We start from the raw sequence: 21,492 nt of genomic DNA on the forward strand, positions 1-21,492 counted from the left end.
ATTTACTCAGTTTTCTTCGGAACAGGATCATAGCCCCCATCAACAAAAGGGTGGCATTTAATGATTCTCTTAAGGAATAGCCATAACCCTTTGATATTACCATGTATTGCTATGGATAATCTAGCATATTCTGAACATGTTGGAGCGAAACGGCAATTAGATCCTAGTAAAGGCGAAATAAAAAATTGATAAAATTTAATAAGAATAATAAATAAATTAAATTTGCTGGCACAACGACGCCAATTCTTGAAGTTGCTAGAGGAAATGGGTGCTTTCGGAGGCATTATGCAAGCGCCCTATTATCTTTTAATAAATTAGCAAGGGTTTGATAGGATTTCAGGGCTTGATCATGACTAACTGCTATTAATTCCATCCCCAACTTTTCGTTACTATTAATATCCCATAAACGACAATTATCTGGGCTAATTTCATCTGCAAGCATTACAACAAATTCTTCGCCATTAAAAACCCTACCGAACTCCAATTTGCACTCAACAAGCCTGATGCCAATCCCTACAAACAGCCCACTCAAAAAGTCATATATTCTTATCGCTTTATGTTTCACTTCATTAATCTCCTTATTAGTTAACCAACCAAAATTTAATATTTGATGTTCATTAATTATAGGATATTTTAATTCACTGCTTTTAACTCTAAAATCAATAATAGGATGATCAAATACATACCCTTCTTCCATAGAAAATTCTTGAACAAACCTACCACAAGCTACTGAAGAAACAGCTACCTGAATGGGAAAAATATCTACCGTCTGAATTAATTGCTCACGCATATTAATTTTTTCAATTAAATGATTATCTATACCCACCATATCTAGCTTACTCATTATAAAGGCTGAAATATTATTATTTAATACGCCTTTACCCGAAATATCTACAATTTCCCCATTGTCCAGGAGGATTTTGTCAGTAAAAGACATAATCAAAGCAAAATCTTCGGAAGATTGGTAAAGAATTTTACTTGACCCTTGGTATAATTTTTCTTTCATCGAAAACGTTAAAAAAATAGGTGAAATAAATATTTTAGGCTAAGCCAGCTAGCGGCAATTGCTAAAGAAGCAACAATAAGCCCTATGATAGAAATAAAAAAGCCAAGCAATATTATTAGGCCATCACGATTTAACAGCCCTAGCGTCATGACTGCAATCCCTAATGCAGGGATCGCATTAGTCAGAGGTAAGGGCACCGCTACTGCTATAGAGCAAAATAAAGATACTAAACCAACGAATTGTTCACAATATATTGAATTTGAAAAATTAAATCTAGGTTTTAAATATTTCTCTACTACTGTAATGATCGGAACAAATTTTTTACTTACTTTAATTAAGGTCATATTGCTTATTTGATAGTTATTAATTCGGGCAGGGAGAAAAATTTGCCTAAGCCCTAATAACATCTGGATAGATAAAATTATTAAAGGTAAACCCATTAAAGTAGTAAAGCCTGGGGGGTAGGGTAGGGGGATCGCAACAGGAATAGCAAAAAATAGCATAGTTAATACCAGACCATTTTCATGAAAATCTGCTATTAACTCACTAATTTTAGTGATGCCTTGTTGGTCTTTTTGGCCTAACTTATAAAAGATACTGGATACTTTTGTGGCATCCAGCCTCTTGTTTTGGAAATGCATATTGAATATTTTTGGGTAAGGCTATTAATATAAAGCTATTTTGATAAAAATTCTATACTCATTTGCAGATATGCATTGTTTTTTCATTAGACCTCTTTCGAAACTCTACTTCTACTGGTAATTGGGACAATGAATCTAGGCTCGAATCCTCAGCTGCACCCTAGTGCGCTTGCGGTTCTGTGAGCAAAAATGCCTATAAACCTACTCATTACATAGAAACCTTCACAGAACCTACATAAGCCCTTTGCAAAGTTTTTGATAATCTATAGTTAAAGGGGAGGGGCCAATAATCGATAAAGTTGGTTTAGTAATAAAGATTTGTTGAGCAATATTTGTTATATCCTGCGTAGTGATATTGGTAATATTGTCAATAGTTTGCTGGAGAGGTATATATTTACCAAAAACTGCAAAGTTTTTTCCTATTTCCTCAGACTTATAAGAAGATTTCTCTTGAGCTAGGTAAATACTAGATTTGAGTTGTACTTTAGCTCGTTCCAGTTCAAAATCTTTAATATCGCTACAGATTTTCTTGATTTCATTTATTAATTCAGCGGTAAGAAGAGTTAATTTATCATGGTTAGTAGAAGCATATATCCCAAATATGCCACTATCATAATATGAACTATTATAGCTCCCAATAGAGTAGGCAAGGCCAAGGTTTTCTCTAATTTGTTGAAACAATCTAGACGACATACTACCACCGAATATTAAGGAAAGAAGCTGGACGTGATATAATGGTAGTATGTTAAGATATGGGATACTCTCAAAACCAAGAATTATCGTAGTTTGTTCCAGATCTTTAGTGATAACACTATGGCCGCCAGTGTAGCTAGCTCGTGAGAAAGGTTTGGATGATGTACTTGGTAATGAGGTAAATAAGTTTTCCGCAAACAACACTACTTGCTCATGAGTAATATTTCCTGCTACCGATAAGTAAATATTTTCTGCATTATAATGTTTTTGAGTGTACTCATTAAAATGTTGTGTAGTAAATTGACTTAAAGTTTCCTGAGTGCCTAAAATTGATTTTCCAAGCGCTTGGTTATAATAAGCACTAGCATAAAACTTTTCATAAATAAATTCTTCAGGGTTATCATGGACATGAGCAATTTCTTGTAAAATTACTTGATATTCCTTTTGGATTTCAATTTCAGAAAAAACTGAATTTTGGATTATATCTGCTAGGATTTCTAACGTTTTGGGGAAATACTCGCTTAATGTTTTAGCATAATAAACTGTATGTTCATGGCCGGTATATGCATTGAACTGACCCCCTATGGAATCAAATTCTTCGGAGATTTGCTTAGCAGATCTAGTAGCTGTGCCTTTAAAAGCCATATGTTCAAGAAAGTGAGACATTCCTTCTTCAAATGGCTCCTCATATCTACCTCCTACATTAATAATTAAGTTAATGGCTACTGAATTAACAGCTGGCATATTATAGCTAAGGATAGTTAGTCCATTTTTAAGTTTACTGGAATTAAAAGTCATTATTATGTAATTTTTTGAGTTTTTAGGCAGAGGGGCCTAAATCGTGTTGACAAAATTTAAATTAGATTTTGTAGCCCTTTCTTTTCTCCAGGTTCCTTACAATTGGAGGGTACAGGCAACGACACTTAAAATAAAACGAAGATCCTTGAAATGCAAGTAGTTATTTAGTTAATCTAAATCTAATAGTGTATCTAAAGAAGATGGATTTAAAGCTGCGCAGGCTCCTGCAACTGACACCTCAGATGAAGAAAGATTAGAGACATATACATGTTTAAATTTTTCTTGCGGAAGTAAATTTTTTGCTGTCCCTGGCAGTAGCCTTCCACTAATATTACAATGAGGGATCCCTAAAATATCACAAAATGTTCTAGCGATACTATTACTATTACCTTCCCTAATATTGGAAAGTTCACCACCAAATGGGTTATATCTAACATTAAGCAGATTAAATGTTTCTGCACCATTAAGTATACAACCATCCCATAATTTTTCCATCTCTTCCCGAGACCCTTCTCTTAGGGTCTTTTCTTCTTGTCCTGGCTGAACTAAGCCTGTAAAAGATTTTGCCGATAAAGTGCTATGATTTTCTCTAGGTGGGTATATTACTGCTTTTAAACGATCCTCCCCTCCAAAACTTACACTTTGAAATTCGTTGTTATTATTTACTGCTATCCCATGAGCTTGACTTATAATCTTACCTTGCTCATCTTTTAGCACTAGAAATTGATGACTTGCTATTGGCAGATCCAACACTGATAAGGTGAACTCTCTTAATGCTATCTTACTTTTCATAAATTAATGTTCCTAAAGCTTATTTATATTATGTATTAATTATTCTGGCAACTACTAATTACTTTAGTAACTAAAAAATATTGGGTTTGAAATATTGAGTTTGGTATAATATTCTCATACAAGAAATTTATTATATAATTGCAGACTTGCTACATGTTTGTTATAATAGAGCACTTCACAAACAAGAATATCCTGTAGTGTTTAAAAAAATTAATTTTGCTAAAATGCATGGATTAGGGAATGATTTTGTAATTATCAATAAAAGAGATTTACCTAAAAATTGTGATCTACAAAAATTATCTCTTAATATTTCAAATCGCCATATGGGCATTGGTTGTGACCAGTTTATTGTTTATAATCAAAAGCCCAATTATTATGAAATGGTAGTATATAACCAAGATGGGTCAAGTGCAAAATTATGCGGAAATGCTTCAAGGTGTTTAGCAAAATTAATATATCTAAATACTGGGATTAGAAAAATTCAGTTAAATATAGGAGAGAAAAAATTAATATGCACCGTATTAAACGAACATGAAATTAGTGTTGATGTTGGAATTGTTAGCTTTAACGAGTCCTGGATGCCTTCCTGTGATAAAATTTGGGAAGTAGCAGAACGATATATGATAGATTTAAAAGAAGTGATTTGCGCAGATGTAGGTAACCCCCATTTTGTTATTTTTACTAATCTCAGTGATCGAGATAAAGAGATAGTGGGAGAAAAATTGCAAGCAAAAGAATTATTTATTGATGGAGTGAATGTTAATTTTGTGTCAATTAAGGATAATAAAATTTATTTATTAGTTTGGGAACGGGGAGTAGGATTAACGCTTGCGTGTGGGAGCGGCGCAGTAGCTAGTTTTGCTGCAGCTATAAATATGGGGTTTGTTAGCTCTCCTTGTGAAGTAGTGTTCCCTATTGGAAGCCTCAAAATGTCAAAACAAGAGGAAAATATAATAATGACCGGTCCTGCGACTTTAGTGGCATTGGGGGAATTCTTTAATGACTAAATCACAAGAAGTGATTACTTTTGGCTGTAGATTAAATATTTATGAAAGTGAAATTATCAAAAAGAATTTAATACTGTCCGGCCTTGAGAACGTGGTAGTATTTAATACTTGTGCGGTAACTAAAGAAGCAGAAAAACAATCTCGTCAAGCAATTCGGAAAGTGAAAAAAAATCATCCTGATTTAAGAATCATTGTAACTGGCTGTGCTGCTCAAAATAATCCGACCAGTTTTACCAATATGATAGAGGTAGATAAGGTAATTGGTAACACTGAAAAGTTACTTCCTGATTATTATCAACTGAATGGTGAAAAAGTAGTAGTTAATGACATTATGTCAATCAAACAAACTGCTAATCATCTGGTGAGTCACTTTGATGGCAGGTCCCGTGCCTTTATTCAAGTACAAAATGGTTGTAATCACCGCTGTACCTTTTGTATTATACCTTACGGCAGAGGCAATAGCCGTTCTGTGCCTATGGGAGTAATAGCGGAGCAAGTAAAACAATTAGTAGAAAATGGTTATAATGAGGTGGTGTTTACCGGTGTGGATGTCACAGCTTATGGGCCAGATTTACCTGGTAATCCAACTTTTGCTCAAATGCTGAGAAGAATTATAAGAATAGTGCCTGAATTAAAAAGATTTAGATTGTCATCAATTGATGTAGCAGAAATTGATGAGGAATTATTTGAGCTAATAGCATACTCTTCTCAAATCATGCCTCATTTCCACATTAGTTTACAAGCGGGTGATGACATGATCCTTAAAAGGATGAAACGCCGTCATAATCGCCAGAATGTCATTGATTTTTGTCATAAGCTGCGTGCTATAAGACCGAATGTATCATTTGGAGCAGATATTATTGCTGGTTTTCCTACTGAGACTGATCAGATGTTTGAAAATACTAGAAAACTGATTGCTGAAGCGGATTTACAATATTTACATGTTTTTCCTTATTCGGAACGTGATGACACACCGGCGGTGCGAATGCCTCAAATACCAAAATTCGTCAGAAAGACAAGAGCCGAAATTCTAAGAACTGCAGGGAAAGAACAACTAAAAAAATTCTATCAAAGAAATATAGGAAAGAATGTAGAGTTATTAGTAGAAAATAATAAAATAGCTCACACCGAAAATTTTATTCCTGTAAAACTGCACGGAGATTTTGTAGTGGGGCAGATTGTAAAAGCTAGGTTAATTTCTATAGAAGAGAATCACATGCTTTCAGAAGTTTTAGGATGAATATGAGTAAATATAAAAATATGGCAATTTACGGGGGAGGCAGTTGGGGTACTGCGCTAGCCTGCCAGGTGGCAAGATGTTATAATAGTGTGAATATATTATTACGTGATAACGATATATTACAGGAGATAGAAAATACTAGGACCAATAAAAAATATCTAGGGGATGATATTAAATTGCCCAATAATATATTCCCTTCTAATCAAGTATCAGCTATCTTAGAAAAAGAAGTAATAATTCTCGCAGTTCCTTCTTATGCTTTTGCTAATAGTTTAAATATATTAAAAGAAGCGCAAATATCACCCAATATAGTATTATTGGTGGCAACTAAAGGGTTTAGTAAGAACCCTACCGAATTATTATCGGATAAAGTGAAATCAATATTACCCCACAATCCTTTGGCCTTTATAGCAGGTCCTAATCTTGCTAAGGAAGTGGCAAGAAATTTGCCTACCTCAGTCACGATAGCTTCGGATAATATTCAGGTGGCACGAAAATTAGCAGTAAGTTTAATCTCAGAGCAATTTAAAGTTAGTATTACTGATCATTTTGTGGCTCTTCAAGTAGCCGGGGCCGTTAAAAATATTATAGCTATAAAAAGCGGATTATATGAGGCGCGGAACTATGGCCAAAATGCTAAAGCAACTCTTATTACTGCAGCGTTACAGGAAATTAAAATCTTATCGGAAGCTATTGATGGAGAGCTGGGGGATAATTCTATTTTATATGCTCCAGGAATATTAGGAGATTTAATTTTAACTTGTTATTCAAAGGACTCACGAAATACTAGATTTGGCTATGAGCTAGGCCATCAAAAGGACCCAGAAAAATTTTTAAAGGAAAATTCATATTTAGTAGAAGGACGAGAAGCAGCTAAATTAGTATTAGATTTTATACAAAAATATAATCTGACATTACCGATTATCAAGTCTGTAGTACAAGAATTAAACCTAGGCTAGATCAAGTTATTCATCCCAGCAATATTAATTATGAAATTTTTTAAAGAGCTACCGCAAATATTTTATAAGATTATATTGGTAGAATTGTGCTTATTATTATTAATATTCCCTTTAGAAGCTTTTAGAATTGATGCCGCCTCTATTATTTTTCCATCTTTTGATATTATTTTGCTTTACTATTTTGCGACAATTTACCATATTAGTTTTGGAGTAATATTCTTAATAGGGATAGTTTTTGATCAAATATACTCAATGCCAATTGGTACCAATTCCTTGGTGTTAATCTCTGCCCACATATTAGTAAAATTTTTAGGGAAATATTTTACACTGCGCAGTTATTTAACAAATTTTATAATTTTTTGTTGTTATTATTTTTATATAATACATTGTAGGTATTTTTTAATTGCTATCAAGGATTTAACAAACCAAGGATATTTTGTTATAATAATGCAGTATTTAACCACCATATTATCTTATAATTTAATCCGAGTTCCATTTGATAAAACGTTAAAATAATTCAGATATGCAAGGGAGCAGAGGTGCATCTGATCCCTTGCTCAAATTCAAATCCATTGATTATATATAAGATTAATGATGATATAAAAGAACTGCCGGGAGACCTAGGTTTTTACTTAAATTTACTGATTTAACAAAATATGCTAAGCAAAAAAATATTATATAACCAACTAATCTCCAGGAGGTCTTTCTTAATAGGTGCAGGGAAAATGTCGTTGTTGTCCTTACTGGCTAGCAAAATGATTTATATGCAACTTTTTGAAAGCGTAAAATATCGTACTTTATCTGATAAAAATCGTATTAATTTTGTTTTATTATCACCGGTTAGAGGACAAATTTATGATGTAAATGGTACTGTGCTAGCGATAAATCAAGCGTGTTTTAGGCTATTATTAGATCGAAATATTAATGCCAATTATCAGAATGAGTTAAAGCTCATTTTCAATATCTTAAATTTTTCAGAAGAAAAGATAGGGGCTATTAAGAACAAAATAAAAAAAGCTAATACTCATATCCCTTTTGCAATATTAGATAACCTTACTTGGCAACAAATGGCATTAATAGAAGAGCAAAAGCCCTATTTAAATTCGCTTTTTATTGATGCTGGCTTAGCACGGTTTTATCCTTTCTCAGATTCTGCATGCCATATAATAGGTTATATTGGCCAAATTAATGAACAAGAAAAACAAGATCTAAAAATAAATAATTTAGGCGATTTTTATGTCGGCAAATTTGGATTGGAAAAATATTATGAAGAGAAATTACGAGGAGAATTTGGCTATAAACAAGTAGAAGTAAATGCGGTAGGGAAACATGTCCGGGAGATTGCCAGCTTCCACAGTAACGATGGGCAGGATTTATACTTAAATATTGATATAGATCTTCAACATAAAATACAACCATATCTCAGTAAGCAGGGCTGCTCTGCCATAGTTATGGATGTTAAGAACGGTAATATATTAATCCTTGCTATGTCGCCAGTATTTGAAACTAATAATTTCATAAAATTATCTAATGATTATTGGCAGACTTTAATTAATGATCCTTATAAACCTTTAATTAATAAGATAGTACAAAGTACTTACCCACCTGGCTCAGTTTTTAAAATTATTACTATTTTAACTGCGCTAGAACATGGGCTTACTCCTGATCATAGCTTTCATTGTTCTGGTGCTTCGGTGCTTGGTAGTAACAGCTTTCGTTGTTGGAAAACTTATGGTCATGGGCGAGTGGATATGTATAATGCTATGAAATATTCTTGTAATACTTACATGTATGAAGTAGGACGTTTGGTTGGCTTTAGGAAAATCCTCAATATGGCCAAAAAATTTGGGTTTGGCAAAAAAACAGGAGTAGACTTAACAGGAGAAGTTAGCGGGTTTTTACCCTCAGAAGAGTGGAAAGTAAGAAAATTGAAATCCCCGTGGTCTTTAGGAGATACTTTGAATTTATCGATCGGTCAGGGGTTTTTATTGTCTACCCCTATTCAATTAGCAAGTTTTGCTACTGCCATTGCAAGTGATGGGAAATTATATAAGCCTAGAATTGCTAAAGAGCAGGCATTATTTGAGCAAATTGACATCCAACAAAAACATTTGGATGTTTTAAAAGAAGGTATGTTTAAAGCGGTAAATACTGAAGGTGGTACTGGCTATTATAGTAGGATTTTAGGGGAAAAGAAACAATTAGCTGGTAAAACAGGCACAGCTCAGGTACAGTCCAAAGCTAGTATTGATGATGATTTAAGTAGAGAGAATATTGCCTGGGAAAGGCGTAATCATGCGATATTCATGGGCTTTGCCCCATACCATCAGCCACGCTATTCTATTTTGGTTTATTTAGATCATGGGGGAGGAGGGGGGAAGGCCGCAGCGCCTATAGCTAGTAAAATTATGTCAATGGTACTTGATAAATATGCTTAATATTCCTATTATACCATTTCTGAAAACTAATCATCACGTCGCCTTACTTCATGCTCTCCGCTCCTCTCAGCTGCGTCTATGTATGCAGTTCGGCTTGACACCCGTACTGCCAGTGCTGATTTAGTTTTGGGAAATGGTATTATAATCTATTGCGTAATTAATATAACTATATGTTAAATTCAATTTTTGGACAGTTTGTCGTTATTTTACCTGAGATTTCGCTGGTATTGTTGGCGTTATTTTCTCAGCTCTCCGCCCTGTTTTTTAGTAACAGAATAAAAATTATTACTAATATTACGGTAATAATTTTATTCATATTACTTGCTTATACTTTTTGTGGCTTAACTGATTGGATGGTAAGTTTTAATAATTCTTTTGCTACAGGCAGAGGGATAGGCATTTATAAAGCTATAGTTTTACTGTTCTCGATAATGACAATAGTGATTTATAAAGATTATTGCCAGATAGCACAGCAAGAATTTAAATTTGAATTTATAACCTTAATATTACTCTCTACCATGAGTTCTTTTGCTGCTATATCATCACGTAACTTTTTATTGTTGTTTTGTAGCCTAGAGTTGCAGGCATTAATTAGTTATGTCCTAGCTGGTTTTAGTATAAATAATCTTAAATCCTCAGAAGGAGCATTAAAATATTTTGTTCTAGGGGCTTTAATCAGCTGTCTATCATTATTTGGTATATCCTATATTTATGGCTTTGGTGGAGGGTTAGACTATACCTATATTTTTGATGCGATGCGTGGGATGCGCCAGCCTAACATTGGGCTGGTAGTAGGGATGGTACTTTTTTTAAGTAGTATCTTTTTTAAATTATCAGTGGTACCTTTACATGTGTGGACTCCTGATGTTTATGAGGGATCTCCTATTCCTGCGGTAACATATTTTTCCGCTTCTACTAAATTTGCAAATCTAGTAGTATTATTAAATATCATTATATTAGCTGAAAATTATAAGCCAATCTCAATGAGTTTAATAAAAATTCTCGCGATTTTATCGATGTTCATTGGCGCAGGGGGAGCGCTACGCCAAAATTCTTTAAAAAGGCTAATGGGGTATAGCACTATCCTCAATATCGGATATGTGTTAATAGGCGTTTCGTTGGCAGGGAATTCTTGGAGCAGTAAAGCTGCTTTATTATACATGATTATTTATGCTATCTCAGTTATAGGCTTCTTTAGTTGCCTAATTGCTTTGCTGGGTGACAAAGCAGATACAGCAACATTTGAGGATTTACAAGGGCTTGCATCTACCAGAAAAGCTTTAGCTGGCGGTATTACTATTATTATGTTTTCTCTTATTGGGATACCCCCGTTAGCAGGATTTTTTGGCAAATATTTTCTTTTTTATCAAGCGATTATTCATCAGCAATTTACTTTGGCGATCATAGGTATTGGCAGTAGCGTGGTTGCTGCTTATTATTACCTTAAAATAGTTAAATCTATGTACTTTGTTGAAATTAAACAGGGACACGCCTATTCTTCAATCACCTCTTCTCTAAGTTTAAAATTTATGAACTGCCTTGTAATAGCCTTCCTATTACTTTTTTCTGTAGTTTTTATCTTCGCAATCCTGACTTGAGTTAGAAATGTGGCACGAAAAATATACTCTAATAGTTTTTGAAGAACTAGACAGCACTAGTTCGGAAGCTCTTAGAATAGCACGAACTAGCCCACGGGGAAATTATGTAATAGTTGCTAAAAATCAAACTCACTCTCGCGGTAGAAATACTAAAGTTTGGCACTCCTACCCTGGGAATTTGCATTTGAGCATATTATTAAATCATAATATAGATTTTAATTATATCCAGCAATTGTCTTTTGTGACAGCGGTGGCTGTATATAAGGCTATTAATTCCTTAGCAAGTAAATCATCAAATAGCATTAAATTAAAATGGCCGAATGATCTATTAATAAATAATAAAAAAGTAGCTGGGATATTGCTTGAATCTATTACTATAAATAAGGCACATTATTTAGTGATAGGTATCGGTATTAATATTAGGCAAAATCCTGTACAGGCTGATCAGCCAACTACTAATTTATTGAATGAAGATATTGAGGTAATAGAGAGCACAGAGTTGTTAGATAGAGTTATGAGTAATTTTGAAAAAAGTTTTATATTATGGCAAACATATGGTTTCGATCGAATAAGGCAGTATTGGATGAAAAGGACTTACCAACTTGGCCAACTAATTACTGCGAATTATCAAGGTACCAAACTCTCCGGGCTTTTTAAAGGAATAGACCATAATGGCCGAATGAAAATTTTACTAAATTCAGGAGAGACCAAGTTGCTGTCAATATATTAGCAGGGCAATTTCAAAGTGCGACTTTGAAATTGCCCTGCTATATTAGGCTCCTGTATATAGTCACTTAGGTTAATAAACTAGCTACGTTGTTGCTCGTCGCTTACCTAGTATCTCCTAGGCTTCACTCCTCGCGCCTAGTATCTAATTCAACCTAAGTGACTATAAGACAATCTAGTCGGTAATTTTTTTTATGTCTTTGGGTCCAGAGAGCCCCCGTACTCTTGCTCTCTATTCTGTGCCTATGTATGAATCACCGCTGCTACTTCATCTGCAAAATTTTTCTCTACTTGCACTATCCCTTCACCCAGTTCATAACGGATAAATTGACTAATTTTAATTGTCCCTCCTAAGGCTATTTCAGCATTTTGAATCACTTGCGCAATAGTTAATTTATCATCAAATAAAAAATTTTGTTCCAATAACAGAACTTCTGCCAAGAATTTACGAATTCTTCCCTCAACCATTTTATCAATTATGTTATCTGGTTTGCCCGAAGCCTTCGATTGCTCAATAAATATATTTCTTTCACGCTCAATTACTGCTGGGTCTAAGCTTGTGGCATCGAGAGCATAAGGGTTGCTTGCGGCGATATGGATGGCGATTTTTCTTCCTAATTCAGAAAGAGTAGTTTTATCTTGAACCGTTGATTCTAGTCCTATGAGAACAGAGATTTTACCTTGATTAGTCACTACAGCATTATGCACATATGCACTCACTACCCCTTGGGAAACGGTGACAAGCTGCATACGGCGTAAAGTTAAATTTTCTCCAATAGTGGCAATATTATCTAAAATTTCTTCATTAACAGTTTTTCCGGAAGGAGTTTTAGCTAATTTTAGTGATTCTAAATTATTATAGTGGAGCGCTAACTCAGTAATATTATTAACTAATTGCTGAAATTTATCATTTCGTGCTACAAAATCTGTTTCGCTATTTATTTCTATAATAGCTCCTACTTTCTCCTGGACCTTAACAGCAGTAGCTCCCTCTGCCGCAAGTCTACTAGCTTTTTTTGCAGCTGCCGACAACCCTTTAGTCCTGAGCCAGTCAATTGCTTTCTCAAAATCGCCATTGGTTTCAACTAAAGCTTTCTTGCAGTCCATCATCCCTGCGCCGCTTTTCTCTCTTAATTGCTTTACTAAGCTAGCCTCAACCATTTTTCTTTCCTCTAATATTATTTTTTAGGTTTTTTAGTATTTTGATCCTCTTCTGCCAGCTCTAATGCTAGCTCAAAATCAGTGACTGCTTCATTTGCTGTGTCAGGGGCTTTAGAAAATTTCTTACTAAAGTTTAATTTAGCAATATTTCTAATATTCTTATTTTTTTCTTCCTGATTTTCAATACTGCCTAAATCAACGCCCGAGGCAACTAAAGATTCTTCTATACCGGCGAGCACCGCATCAGCAAATAAGCTGCAATAAAGTTTTATAGACCTTATAGCGTCATCGTTTCCAGGGATAGGGTGATCTATATTATCGGGGTTGGAATTAGTATCTACTATGGCAACGATGGGGATCTTTAATTTCACTGCTTCCTGGATAGCTAAATGTTCCTTATTAGTGTCAATTACCACTAGTAAATTAGGTTTAGTATTAAGATGTCTTATACCTCCTAAGGATCTAAGCAATTTATCCTTTTTACGGGTCATCTCTAATATTTCTTTTTTAGTATAGCCGGCACATTCTTCTTCATTTGCCAAAACTTTCTCAAGCTTATCTAGCTTTTTTATTGAGTTTGAAATTGTGCCCCAGTTAGTTAACATCCCGCCAAGCCAACGGTGATTTACATAAAATTGGCCGCACTTTTCTGCGTATTCAGCTACTATCTCGCTTGCTTGAACTTTAGTACTGACAAATAATATTTTACCATTCTTTTTAACAGTTTCACACATTATATTTAACGCTCTTTCCATGAGAGCAACGGTTTGTTGTAGGTCAATTACATGGATATCATCTCTACTACCATAAATATAAGGGGCCATTTTAGGATTCCACCGAGAAGTTTTATGGCCGAAATGGACGCCTGCATCAAGTAATTCTTTTATATTAACCGCTTGTATTTTTGACATTTTTTCTCCTTCAAATGTTAGTTATATATCTCCTGTAAGAGATAACTACCGCAAAAGTCTAATACCAAAAGCCTTAAAGCATATTTGGACTAACACTATTCTTTTGCGTGTGAATTTTGCTTAATTTATAAGCTTCTGGAGTATACATTTTGATTCAGATATTTGCAATAGTGTTGTAGACTAATTTAATTAAAGCTCTTTGTCTATATAACCCCTTCTCCAAATAGTAGAGCCGTCCGCTTTATCTTCTATAATTATCCCATCTTGTAGTAAGTTTTGCCGTATTTGGTCAGCTAATTCCCAATTTTTTTGTGATTTAGCCTCACGGCGCTTAGCCAGAAGTTGGTTAATATCTGTCTCATTTACTGCAGAATGAAACCAATTTTTTGGTGATTCTCTCATCAACCCGATAAAATTACTGCAAGCAAGCATAGAGGAGGCATGCAAATATTTCTTTTCTTCGTTGTTTGTACCAAAAATAAGCTTAGCATAATCATTGATTATTTTAATAGCTAACGGAGTATTCAGATCATCAAGTAACGCAGATAAGAAGTTTGGGGGCAGGGGAGGGCAAGGAATACGGCTCATATCTAAAGAATCCAGCGCTCTATACCAATAATTTATTGTTTTGGTAGCGTCTTCTAATGCTTTATTATTGTAATCTAATGGTTTACGATAATGAGTAGATAGCAACAGTAACCTTAGTATATCCCCCGGGACTTTTCTATTGATAAAATCCCTGACAGTAAAAAAATTACCTAAAGATTTACTCATCTTTTCACCATTTACGGTTAGAAAACCATTATGTACCCAATAGTTAGCAAATTGTGAATTAGGAAAAGCGCATACGCTTTGAGCAATTTCATTAGTATGATGAGGGAAGATTAAATCAGCACCACCACCATGTATATCAAAATTTTCGCCTAAATATTTATAGCTCATAGCTGAACATTCTATATGCCAACCTGGTCTGCCTCTACCAAAAGGGCTGTCAAAACTTGCAGACATCTCTTCATCTTGCTCCACTGCTTTCCATAACACAAAATCCTGGGGGCATTTTTTAGCAAGATTATTTTCAATACGTACCCCATCTATTAATTCCTCTAAACTACGGTTAGATAATTTGGTGTAATTTAAGCAAGTAGAAACATCAAAATATACCTGATTGTCGACAATATAAGCATGTTTTAAGGCCAGTAATTTCTGGATAATCATAATCATATCCTCAATATGCATAGTAGCTTTAGGCTCAATATTAGGTTCCTGGCACCCTAAATATTGCATATTTGCATGAAATTCCTGAGTAACTTTGGTGGTTAAATCGGAAATAGTGATATTTAAGTCCTTAGCCTTGAGTATTATTTTATCGTCCACATCAGTAATGTTACGAACATATAGAACATTTTTAGAGCCAAATAATTTACAGAGTAAGCGGTATAAAATATCGTATACTATTACTGACCTCGCATTGCCGATATGGGGAGCGTCGTAAACAGTTGGACCACATACATATATCTTGACTAAATTACTATCTATAGGGGTAAAAACTTCTTTTTTTCGTGTTAAACTATTGTGTAATAACAATTTCATAGATATCATGGTATATAAATCAGTATTATAGTGAAGTTATGAAGAGTATACGTTGAAAGCGTAGAGCTATGTATACTCGAAAGAGATCTATTGCAGCTTGCTCAATTTATTGTACTATATATATTATATATATCAAGTCTACCCTAATACTAAAAATGAATTTTTCAGAAAAAATCACCAAAATTCCAATTACTTTAATAATCCTTATTAGTATAGTATGTGGTATAGGCTTTGTAGTGCTCTATTCGGCTGCTAGGGGTAATATTCAACCTTGGGCTTATAAGCAAATAATAAATTTCTGTGTATTTTTGCCTGTTATGTTAATTGTTGCCTTGATTGACATAAAAATTATATTCAAATGCTCTTATATCTCGTATCTCACTGTGTTAATTTTATTAATAGGGGTAGAGCTCTTTGGCACTAGTTCTATGGGGGCAAAACGCTGGATAGATTTATCTGTTATTCGCCTGCAACCTAGTGAGCCCACTAAACTAGCGATAGTATTAATGTTAGCGAGATATTTACATCAGCTCAAAATCGAGGAGTACCTAAAATTCTCTCAGATAATATTACCTCTAACCGCCGTATTAATCCCTGTATTATTAATTATAAAAGAACCAGATCTAGGAACTGCTATTATCACTTTAATTATTGCTAGTAGTATATTTCTTGCTGCTGGTTTTAAGTTAAGAAATTTTATAATAACGGGGGGGATCGTGCTCTGTTGCCTGCCAGTTATGTGGCATATAATGCATGATTACCAAAAAAAGCGGGTTATGGTTTTTTTAGATCCTTCCAGAGATCCCTTGGGGGCAGGGTATAATATCATACAGTCAAAAATTGCCATTGGCTCAGGAGGGTTGCTTGGTAAGGGATTAGTTAAGGGTAGCCAAAGTCATCTAGATTTTCTGCCAGAACATCAGACAGATTTTATTTTTGCCACCTTTGCTGAAGAATTTGGGTTAATCGGCAGTCTAACTTTATTGCTTTTGTATGCAGCCATCATTATTATTTCTCTAATAATTGCGGTCAATTGTAGATCGATGTTTAGTAAGCTGATGGTGATAGGGATTACCTCAATTTTATTTAGCCATGTATTTATCAATATAGCTATGGTTATGGGATTATTGCCGGTGGTGGGGGTACCTCTCCCCTTTATCTCTTATGGCGGGACTATGCTAGTATCTATGATGATTGGGTTTGGCTTAATAATGAATGCCCAAATCCACCAGCATAGTAATATTAGGTGAGTAGAACTTAACCCTGGCGCAGAATATCTAATGCTGAATCTACACTCTTTTCTAATAAATTCATATTTTTCTAACAAAACAAAGAAAACTCTAGACCTTAGTTGCAAGATTTGTTATAAGGTTTGGATAGCTAGTTCCTCGGTAGCTCAGTGGTAGAGCAAACGGCTGTTAACCGTTCGGTCGCTGGTTCGAGTCCGGCCCGGGGAGCCACATTTCATAATATTCAACTAAATATAGCATGACTAAGGAAGAACTGATTAGCTTTGAAGGAACGGTCCTTGAACTTTTACCTAGTGCAACTTTTAAAGTTAAATTAGAAAATGGTCATTTTATCACTGCCCATACATCTGGAAGGATGCGTAAGAACCGTATTAGAATCCTTGTGGGAGATAAAGTAACAGTAGAAATGACTCCTTATGATTTAACAAAGGGGCGTGTTACCCACCGTTATTAATTCCTCTTTTTTATCTGTAGTTTTGGAGTCTTCGCTAAAAGAAGCTAGCCTTGCGGGATATTTTCACCATTAAACCTCTCCCTCGCGTGCGAAGTCTTGTCGCGAAAATCTTATCAGCTATTTGTTAATTTAAATAGAGGGCTAATTAGATAGATAGTAGGCGTTTAAGCACCTACTATTTCAGTAGCGCTCTCAACATTTGTTAGGAACCAATTGACTTCGTTAGATATAAGATTTCGGGAAAACGTCCATTCTTCCTTTAAAAAATCGAGTTTACTAGTTATTTTTTTACCACTAAATAATACTTTAATAAAAATATTATTAGCAAAACTATAGCTTTCAGAAATTTTTGCTTCTAATTTACCCCCATGGACAAATTCTCCATAATTTTCAGAAAAAATATGGAACTTTTCTACATATCTTTTATCAACTAGTTTTAGCAATTCTTCAATGTCCTCATCATTTGCAGCTTCAATAATCAGCTCAAAAGCCATTTTGGCGCTATTTAAAAACTTACTTGGCTGAAAGGATGGAAGTTTAACTGTAATAGATTCTAAGCCAGTAATGATGGCTTCTCTATTCTCTTCTATTATGAATCCATCAAGGGTTGTAGTGTCAAGAGGGGCTTTTTTGAAAAAATTCTTTTTAAAGAGGTTAGTAGGAGAATTTGGGGCTGTATAGGTCACGTCCTTAATTTTTGCTTCCCCAAAAAATGAAAATTTTTGTTTGGCAGGATCGTTGTCTGAGGTAGAGCCAAGTTTAGAAATTAGCTTGTTGATCACAAAAAATGCAATACCAGCAAAAATTAATAATTCGATCATTTGAGGGGACATTGATATAACTCAATTAGATTTTAAAAAGCACACATAATCTTCTGCCATTGTATTGTAAAATTTAAATATTTGGAAGTATTTTTACAGAATAATGTTAATTAAGTTAAGAATTAAAACTCCTTAACAAAAAATTGCTTAGTAATCCTTAGTGGAGTCTTAAATTATGCTATCATCAGTAATAATCAATTACTGATGTATATTACTCGTATTTCAAGAATTGGATTTTATTTTATCATGGACTCACGTGCTCACGTACTGGCATGTACGCAGCAAACGCTCGCCATTTAAAATAAAATCCAATTCTTGAAATACGAGCAGTATATGGGGTATCCCATTTTAGAGAGAATCATGATAACAAAATATTTCAAGAAAAATTTCAAGAAAATTTTTAAATCCAGTAGCTATAAATCTCATAAATTTACAGATTTTATTAGTATGCAAGGAGGGGAAATTAAGGATGCCACTGTTGGCGCAAACGCTTATAGCCGAAATGTTATTGTCTATAGATGTGTAAACTTAATAGCGCAGTCGGCTAGCCATGTACCTTGGATTGTTAGTAAAAATAAGGGAGGAACTTATGAAAGAATTGTAAGTCATCCTATTTATAATTTACTGAAAAAGCCAAATCCTGGCAAGGCGGGGGCTGATTTTTTTGGAGAAATCATAGCTAATAAATTATTATATGGGAATGTCTATATTTTAGCGGCACTTGTCAATATGAAACCTCGAGAAATCTATTTGCTACCGCCTGATTCTACGGAATTAATATTAGAAAAAGGACGGCAGGTCGCTTATAGATATATAGGTAATAATGAGGAAAAAATTTATCCTATTGATCCTCTTAATCGAATGAGCAGGATATTACATTTAAAAAATTACCATCATGCTAACATGCATTATGGCTTATCTTGCCTAGATGCTGCTTCCCTTTCAATTAATTTACATGATCAGGCAACTCATTGGAATAGTTCGCTATTAAAGAATGGGGCGCGTCCTAGTGGGGCTTTAATAGTCAAGGAAGGTTATCTTACTGAAGAACAGTTTGATAGGCTGCAAAGCCAACTTATCGAAAAATTTACTGGTAGTCATAATTCGGGCAAACCATTACTTTTAGAAGGCGGACTTGGGTGGCAAGAAATGAGTATTAATCCTAAGGATATGGATTTTATCGAATCAAAGAATTCAGCGGCTAGAGAAATAGCTCTTGCCTTTGGTATTCCTCCGCAGTTACTTGGTATTAATGGTGATAATACTTATAGTAATATGCAGGAAGCTAGGTTGGCTCTTTGGGAAGAAACGCTAATCCCTTTATTGGACAAACTATCAGATGCTTTAGGTAATTGGTTGTCCCATTGGTATCAAGAAGAAATTATTATAGATTTTGATCGTGATAGTATTTCTGCTTTAACGGAAAAACGAGAAAATTTATGGGCAAAAATTACAAACGCTAATTTTATGACTTTAAATGAGAAAAGAGCCATTGTAGGCCTAAAGCCATTAGAGAATGGCAATAGATTATGACCAATGATACTATTACTAGAGTATATAGCTTTATTGCGAAAATTGTTTCTTTACTTGAAGTGGAGCTAGAAGAGTTGGAGGTCAAGAAATGCAAGGATGCCTTGACAGTTAAGAAGAATATTACTGAAACACTTAATAAATTGGTTAATTTAATTATTCAATTAAACAAGTTAAGTAAGGATGGGTATTTGCAGGAAGAGACTAGCATGAAGGAGGATGATGAGTTAATTATAGAGCAGTATTTACGCAAATATACTCGCTGAACTTCGTCTAGCAACTCTTCAGGTGCGAACAGTATATCAATAGACCTCTTGCATAACCTAATCTAATTGGTAATTTTGTCGTCGAAACTCCTCTCTGTTCCTCACGTACGTCTATGTACGCTGCGGTACTCGACTTCGTTTCTCCTAAAAATTCTTCAATTATCTTTAGGTTATGCAATAGGTCTAATGAGTTACCCAAAAAAGTTATTAGAGGCAATTTTAAGAAGCGATTTTAATAGCTTTATTAGTAAGGTGTTTAGCACCATTAATCCTGGCAGTCAATATCAAGCTAATTGGCATATCGAACTGATAGCAGAATATTTGCGCGCCGTACAAAAGGGAGAAATTAAAAGGCTAATCATTAATGTGCCTCCTAGATCTTTAAAATCCGTATCGATAGGGGTAGCATGGCCCGCCTGGATATTAGGACATAATCCATCAAGACGTATTATGTCCGCTAGCTATTCGCAAATTTTAAGTGAGAAACATTCCTTAGATTGCCGGTTTATCATGACCTCAAAATGGTATCAGCAGCTTTTTCCTAAAACTATTTTAAGTAAAACACATAATACCAAAAGTAAATTTCTTACTACTGCTAATGGTTTTAGATTTGCTACTTCGGTTGGCGGGTCGGCAACAGGTGAGGGGGGAGATATATTAATTATTGATGATCCTCATAATCCAAGTCAAATTAACTCAGTTAAAATGCGCCGCCGGGTGATTGAGTGGTTCGAGCAAACCTTTGCTACTAGGCTAAATGATAAAAATACTGGGGTAATAGTATTAGTCATGCAACGACTTCATACGGAGGATTTAACGGGTTATCTGTTAGATAATTCTAATTCTTGGAGTCACCTAAAGATTCCCGCTATGGCTACCCAAGATCAAATTTTTACTATCAATAACTTCGCGCATCATTATGTTAAGGGTAATAGCTTGCACAGTTTTCGTGATCATTCTCATTATCTTATTCAGTTAGAAAAAGAAATAGGCGTGCATAATTATGCAGCCCAATATTTACAAGAACCTATTACTAATAATTGCATGTTGCTCAAAATGCAAGATATTAATTTTTATGAAATTATTCCTGAGAGATTTGATTATTTAGTCCAAAGCTGGGACACCGCAATTAAAATTTCTGAAAATGCTGATTATAGTGTGTGTACCTCTTGGGGCATCATTGATAAAAAATATTATTTATTATCAATGTTAAGAGCAAAGCTTACCTATCCTCAACTAAAAGAGCAAGTAATTAAACTATCCGCAAAATACCGCCCTAAAACTATCCTGATTGAAGATAAAGCAAGCGGGCAGCAGCTTATCCAAGACCTAAAATTTGAAGGGCTTGTTCATATCGCTCCTATTAAACCTAAATTTGATAAGATTACCCGCTTCGCTTCGAGTAGTACTTTATTTCAAACAGCCGCCTACCTCCCTAAACAATCAGCCTTTAATAGTATATTGCTTAATGAATTGCTCAGCTTTCCCTATTCTAAAAATGATGACATAGTAGATTCAATTAGCCAATTTTTAAATTTTATGAAAGAACAATCTGTTAAACAAGTAGCGCGAATCAGAGAGTTTTAAATTGTTATGGAAAAATTATCTAGT

22 protein-coding genes and 1 tRNA gene are annotated in these 21,492 nt (G+C 34.5%); 13 read left to right on the top strand and 10 right to left on the bottom strand.

Annotated elements, in window-relative coordinates:
- Positions 1–2 precede the first annotated feature (2 nt).
- The 5 genes from yidD to AAGD44_RS01175 form a co-directional block, all read right to left on the bottom strand.
- Entirely contained in the window at positions 3–284 is a 282-nt protein-coding gene (gene yidD, locus AAGD44_RS01155) for a membrane protein insertion efficiency factor YidD (protein WP_410520992.1), read from the bottom strand.
- On the bottom strand, positions 284–1,006 hold the full coding sequence (locus AAGD44_RS01160; protein ID WP_341764226.1) for a phosphoribosylaminoimidazolesuccinocarboxamide synthase: 723 nt from the start codon (positions 1,004–1,006) through the stop codon (positions 284–286). The genes yidD and AAGD44_RS01160 overlap by 1 nt, the downstream gene beginning before the upstream one ends.
- 8 nt (positions 1,007–1,014) lie before the next feature.
- On the bottom strand, positions 1,015–1,647 hold the full coding sequence (locus AAGD44_RS01165; protein ID WP_341764227.1) for an exopolysaccharide biosynthesis protein: 633 nt from the start codon (positions 1,645–1,647) through the stop codon (positions 1,015–1,017).
- A gap of 231 nt (positions 1,648–1,878) precedes the next feature.
- Positions 1,879–3,138 carry a M16 family metallopeptidase gene (locus AAGD44_RS01170; protein WP_410520993.1) on the bottom strand — a complete coding sequence of 420 codons (1,260 nt, stop codon included), beginning with the start codon at positions 3,136–3,138 and terminating at the stop codon, positions 1,879–1,881.
- A 168-nt stretch (positions 3,139–3,306) separates the two neighbouring features.
- Entirely contained in the window at positions 3,307–3,930 is a 624-nt protein-coding gene (locus AAGD44_RS01175) for a hypothetical protein (protein WP_341764228.1), read from the bottom strand.
- 197 nt (positions 3,931–4,127) lie between these two features.
- Here AAGD44_RS01175 and dapF point away from each other — a divergent pair, with 197 nt between their 5' ends.
- The 7 genes from dapF (at position 4,128) to AAGD44_RS01210 (ending at position 11,902) form a co-directional block, all read left to right on the top strand.
- A complete protein-coding gene (gene dapF / locus AAGD44_RS01180; RefSeq protein WP_341764229.1) occupies positions 4,128–4,937 on the top strand; it encodes a diaminopimelate epimerase in 810 nt (269 codons plus the stop codon).
- Entirely contained in the window at positions 4,930–6,177 is a 1,248-nt protein-coding gene (gene mtaB, locus AAGD44_RS01185; RefSeq protein ID WP_341764230.1) for a tRNA (N(6)-L-threonylcarbamoyladenosine(37)-C(2))-methylthiotransferase MtaB, read from the top strand. Before dapF ends, mtaB begins: the two co-directional genes overlap by 8 nt.
- Before the next feature lie 2 nt (positions 6,178–6,179).
- Positions 6,180–7,136, top strand: a complete 957-nt coding sequence (locus AAGD44_RS01190) for an NAD(P)H-dependent glycerol-3-phosphate dehydrogenase (protein ID WP_341764231.1) — start codon at positions 6,180–6,182, stop codon at positions 7,134–7,136.
- A gap of 30 nt (positions 7,137–7,166) precedes the next feature.
- Positions 7,167–7,652 (top strand): hypothetical protein, encoded by a 486-nt coding sequence (locus AAGD44_RS01195; RefSeq protein ID WP_341764232.1) that lies wholly within the window; start codon positions 7,167–7,169, stop codon positions 7,650–7,652.
- 140 nt (positions 7,653–7,792) lie between these two features.
- Positions 7,793–9,574, top strand: a complete 1,782-nt coding sequence (gene mrdA / locus AAGD44_RS01200; RefSeq protein WP_341764233.1) for a penicillin-binding protein 2 — start codon at positions 7,793–7,795, stop codon at positions 9,572–9,574.
- Positions 9,575–9,744: 170 nt separating this feature from the next.
- Positions 9,745–11,172 (top strand): NADH-quinone oxidoreductase subunit NuoN, encoded by a 1,428-nt coding sequence (nuoN, locus tag AAGD44_RS01205; RefSeq protein WP_341764234.1) that lies wholly within the window; start codon positions 9,745–9,747, stop codon positions 11,170–11,172.
- Between the two features lie 7 nt (positions 11,173–11,179).
- Positions 11,180–11,902 (top strand): biotin--[acetyl-CoA-carboxylase] ligase, encoded by a 723-nt coding sequence (locus tag AAGD44_RS01210; protein WP_341764235.1) that lies wholly within the window; start codon positions 11,180–11,182, stop codon positions 11,900–11,902.
- 239 nt (positions 11,903–12,141) lie between these two features.
- On the opposite strand, the gene tsf is transcribed toward AAGD44_RS01210, so the two are convergent.
- From tsf to cysS, 3 genes are all read right to left on the bottom strand, one after another.
- Entirely contained in the window at positions 12,142–13,059 is a 918-nt protein-coding gene (tsf, locus tag AAGD44_RS01215; RefSeq protein ID WP_341764236.1) for a translation elongation factor Ts, read from the bottom strand.
- Positions 13,060–13,076: 17 nt separating this feature from the next.
- Positions 13,077–13,970 carry a 30S ribosomal protein S2 gene (gene rpsB / locus AAGD44_RS01220; RefSeq protein ID WP_341764237.1) on the bottom strand — a complete coding sequence of 298 codons (894 nt, stop codon included), beginning with the start codon at positions 13,968–13,970 and terminating at the stop codon, positions 13,077–13,079.
- A gap of 189 nt (positions 13,971–14,159) precedes the next feature.
- Positions 14,160–15,560, bottom strand: coding sequence for a cysteine--tRNA ligase (cysS, locus tag AAGD44_RS01225; RefSeq protein ID WP_341764641.1), 1,401 nt, complete (start codon positions 15,558–15,560; stop codon positions 14,160–14,162).
- Between the two features lie 155 nt (positions 15,561–15,715).
- Here cysS and rodA point away from each other — a divergent pair, with 155 nt between their 5' ends.
- The 3 genes from rodA (at position 15,716) to infA (ending at position 17,264) form a co-directional block, all read left to right on the top strand.
- Positions 15,716–16,810, top strand: a complete 1,095-nt coding sequence (gene rodA / locus AAGD44_RS01230; RefSeq protein WP_341764238.1) for a rod shape-determining protein RodA — start codon at positions 15,716–15,718, stop codon at positions 16,808–16,810.
- 135 nt (positions 16,811–16,945) lie between these two features.
- Positions 16,946–17,020, top strand: a tRNA-Asn gene (locus tag AAGD44_RS01235).
- A 28-nt stretch (positions 17,021–17,048) separates the two neighbouring features.
- The gene (gene infA, locus AAGD44_RS01240) at positions 17,049–17,264 is read left to right on the top strand and encodes a translation initiation factor IF-1 (RefSeq protein ID WP_341764239.1); all 216 of its coding nucleotides are present in this window, start codon (positions 17,049–17,051) and stop codon (positions 17,262–17,264) included.
- 164 nt (positions 17,265–17,428) lie between these two features.
- Here infA and AAGD44_RS01245 read toward each other — a convergent pair whose 3' ends face one another.
- Positions 17,429–18,097, bottom strand: a complete 669-nt coding sequence (locus tag AAGD44_RS01245; protein ID WP_341764240.1) for a hypothetical protein — start codon at positions 18,095–18,097, stop codon at positions 17,429–17,431.
- A gap of 348 nt (positions 18,098–18,445) precedes the next feature.
- Here AAGD44_RS01245 and AAGD44_RS01250 point away from each other — a divergent pair, with 348 nt between their 5' ends.
- The gene (locus tag AAGD44_RS01250) at positions 18,446–19,618 is read left to right on the top strand and encodes a phage portal protein (protein ID WP_410520994.1); all 1,173 of its coding nucleotides are present in this window, start codon (positions 18,446–18,448) and stop codon (positions 19,616–19,618) included.
- On the top strand, positions 19,615–19,881 hold the full coding sequence (locus tag AAGD44_RS01255; RefSeq protein WP_341764241.1) for a hypothetical protein: 267 nt from the start codon (positions 19,615–19,617) through the stop codon (positions 19,879–19,881). Before AAGD44_RS01250 ends, AAGD44_RS01255 begins: the two co-directional genes overlap by 4 nt.
- Before the next feature lie 7 nt (positions 19,882–19,888).
- Here AAGD44_RS01255 and AAGD44_RS01260 read toward each other — a convergent pair whose 3' ends face one another.
- On the bottom strand, positions 19,889–20,059 hold the full coding sequence (locus AAGD44_RS01260; RefSeq protein WP_341764242.1) for a palindromic element RPE1 domain-containing protein: 171 nt from the start codon (positions 20,057–20,059) through the stop codon (positions 19,889–19,891).
- Positions 20,060–20,067: 8 nt separating this feature from the next.
- Between AAGD44_RS01260 and terL the strand changes: the two genes are divergently transcribed.
- Positions 20,068–21,468 carry a phage terminase large subunit gene (gene terL / locus AAGD44_RS01265; RefSeq protein WP_341764243.1) on the top strand — a complete coding sequence of 467 codons (1,401 nt, stop codon included), beginning with the start codon at positions 20,068–20,070 and terminating at the stop codon, positions 21,466–21,468.
- Positions 21,469–21,492 lie beyond the last annotated feature (24 nt).

Source organism: Candidatus Tisiphia endosymbiont of Beris chalybata (genome assembly GCF_964026555.1).
GTDB lineage: Bacteria > Pseudomonadota > Alphaproteobacteria > Rickettsiales > Rickettsiaceae > Tisiphia.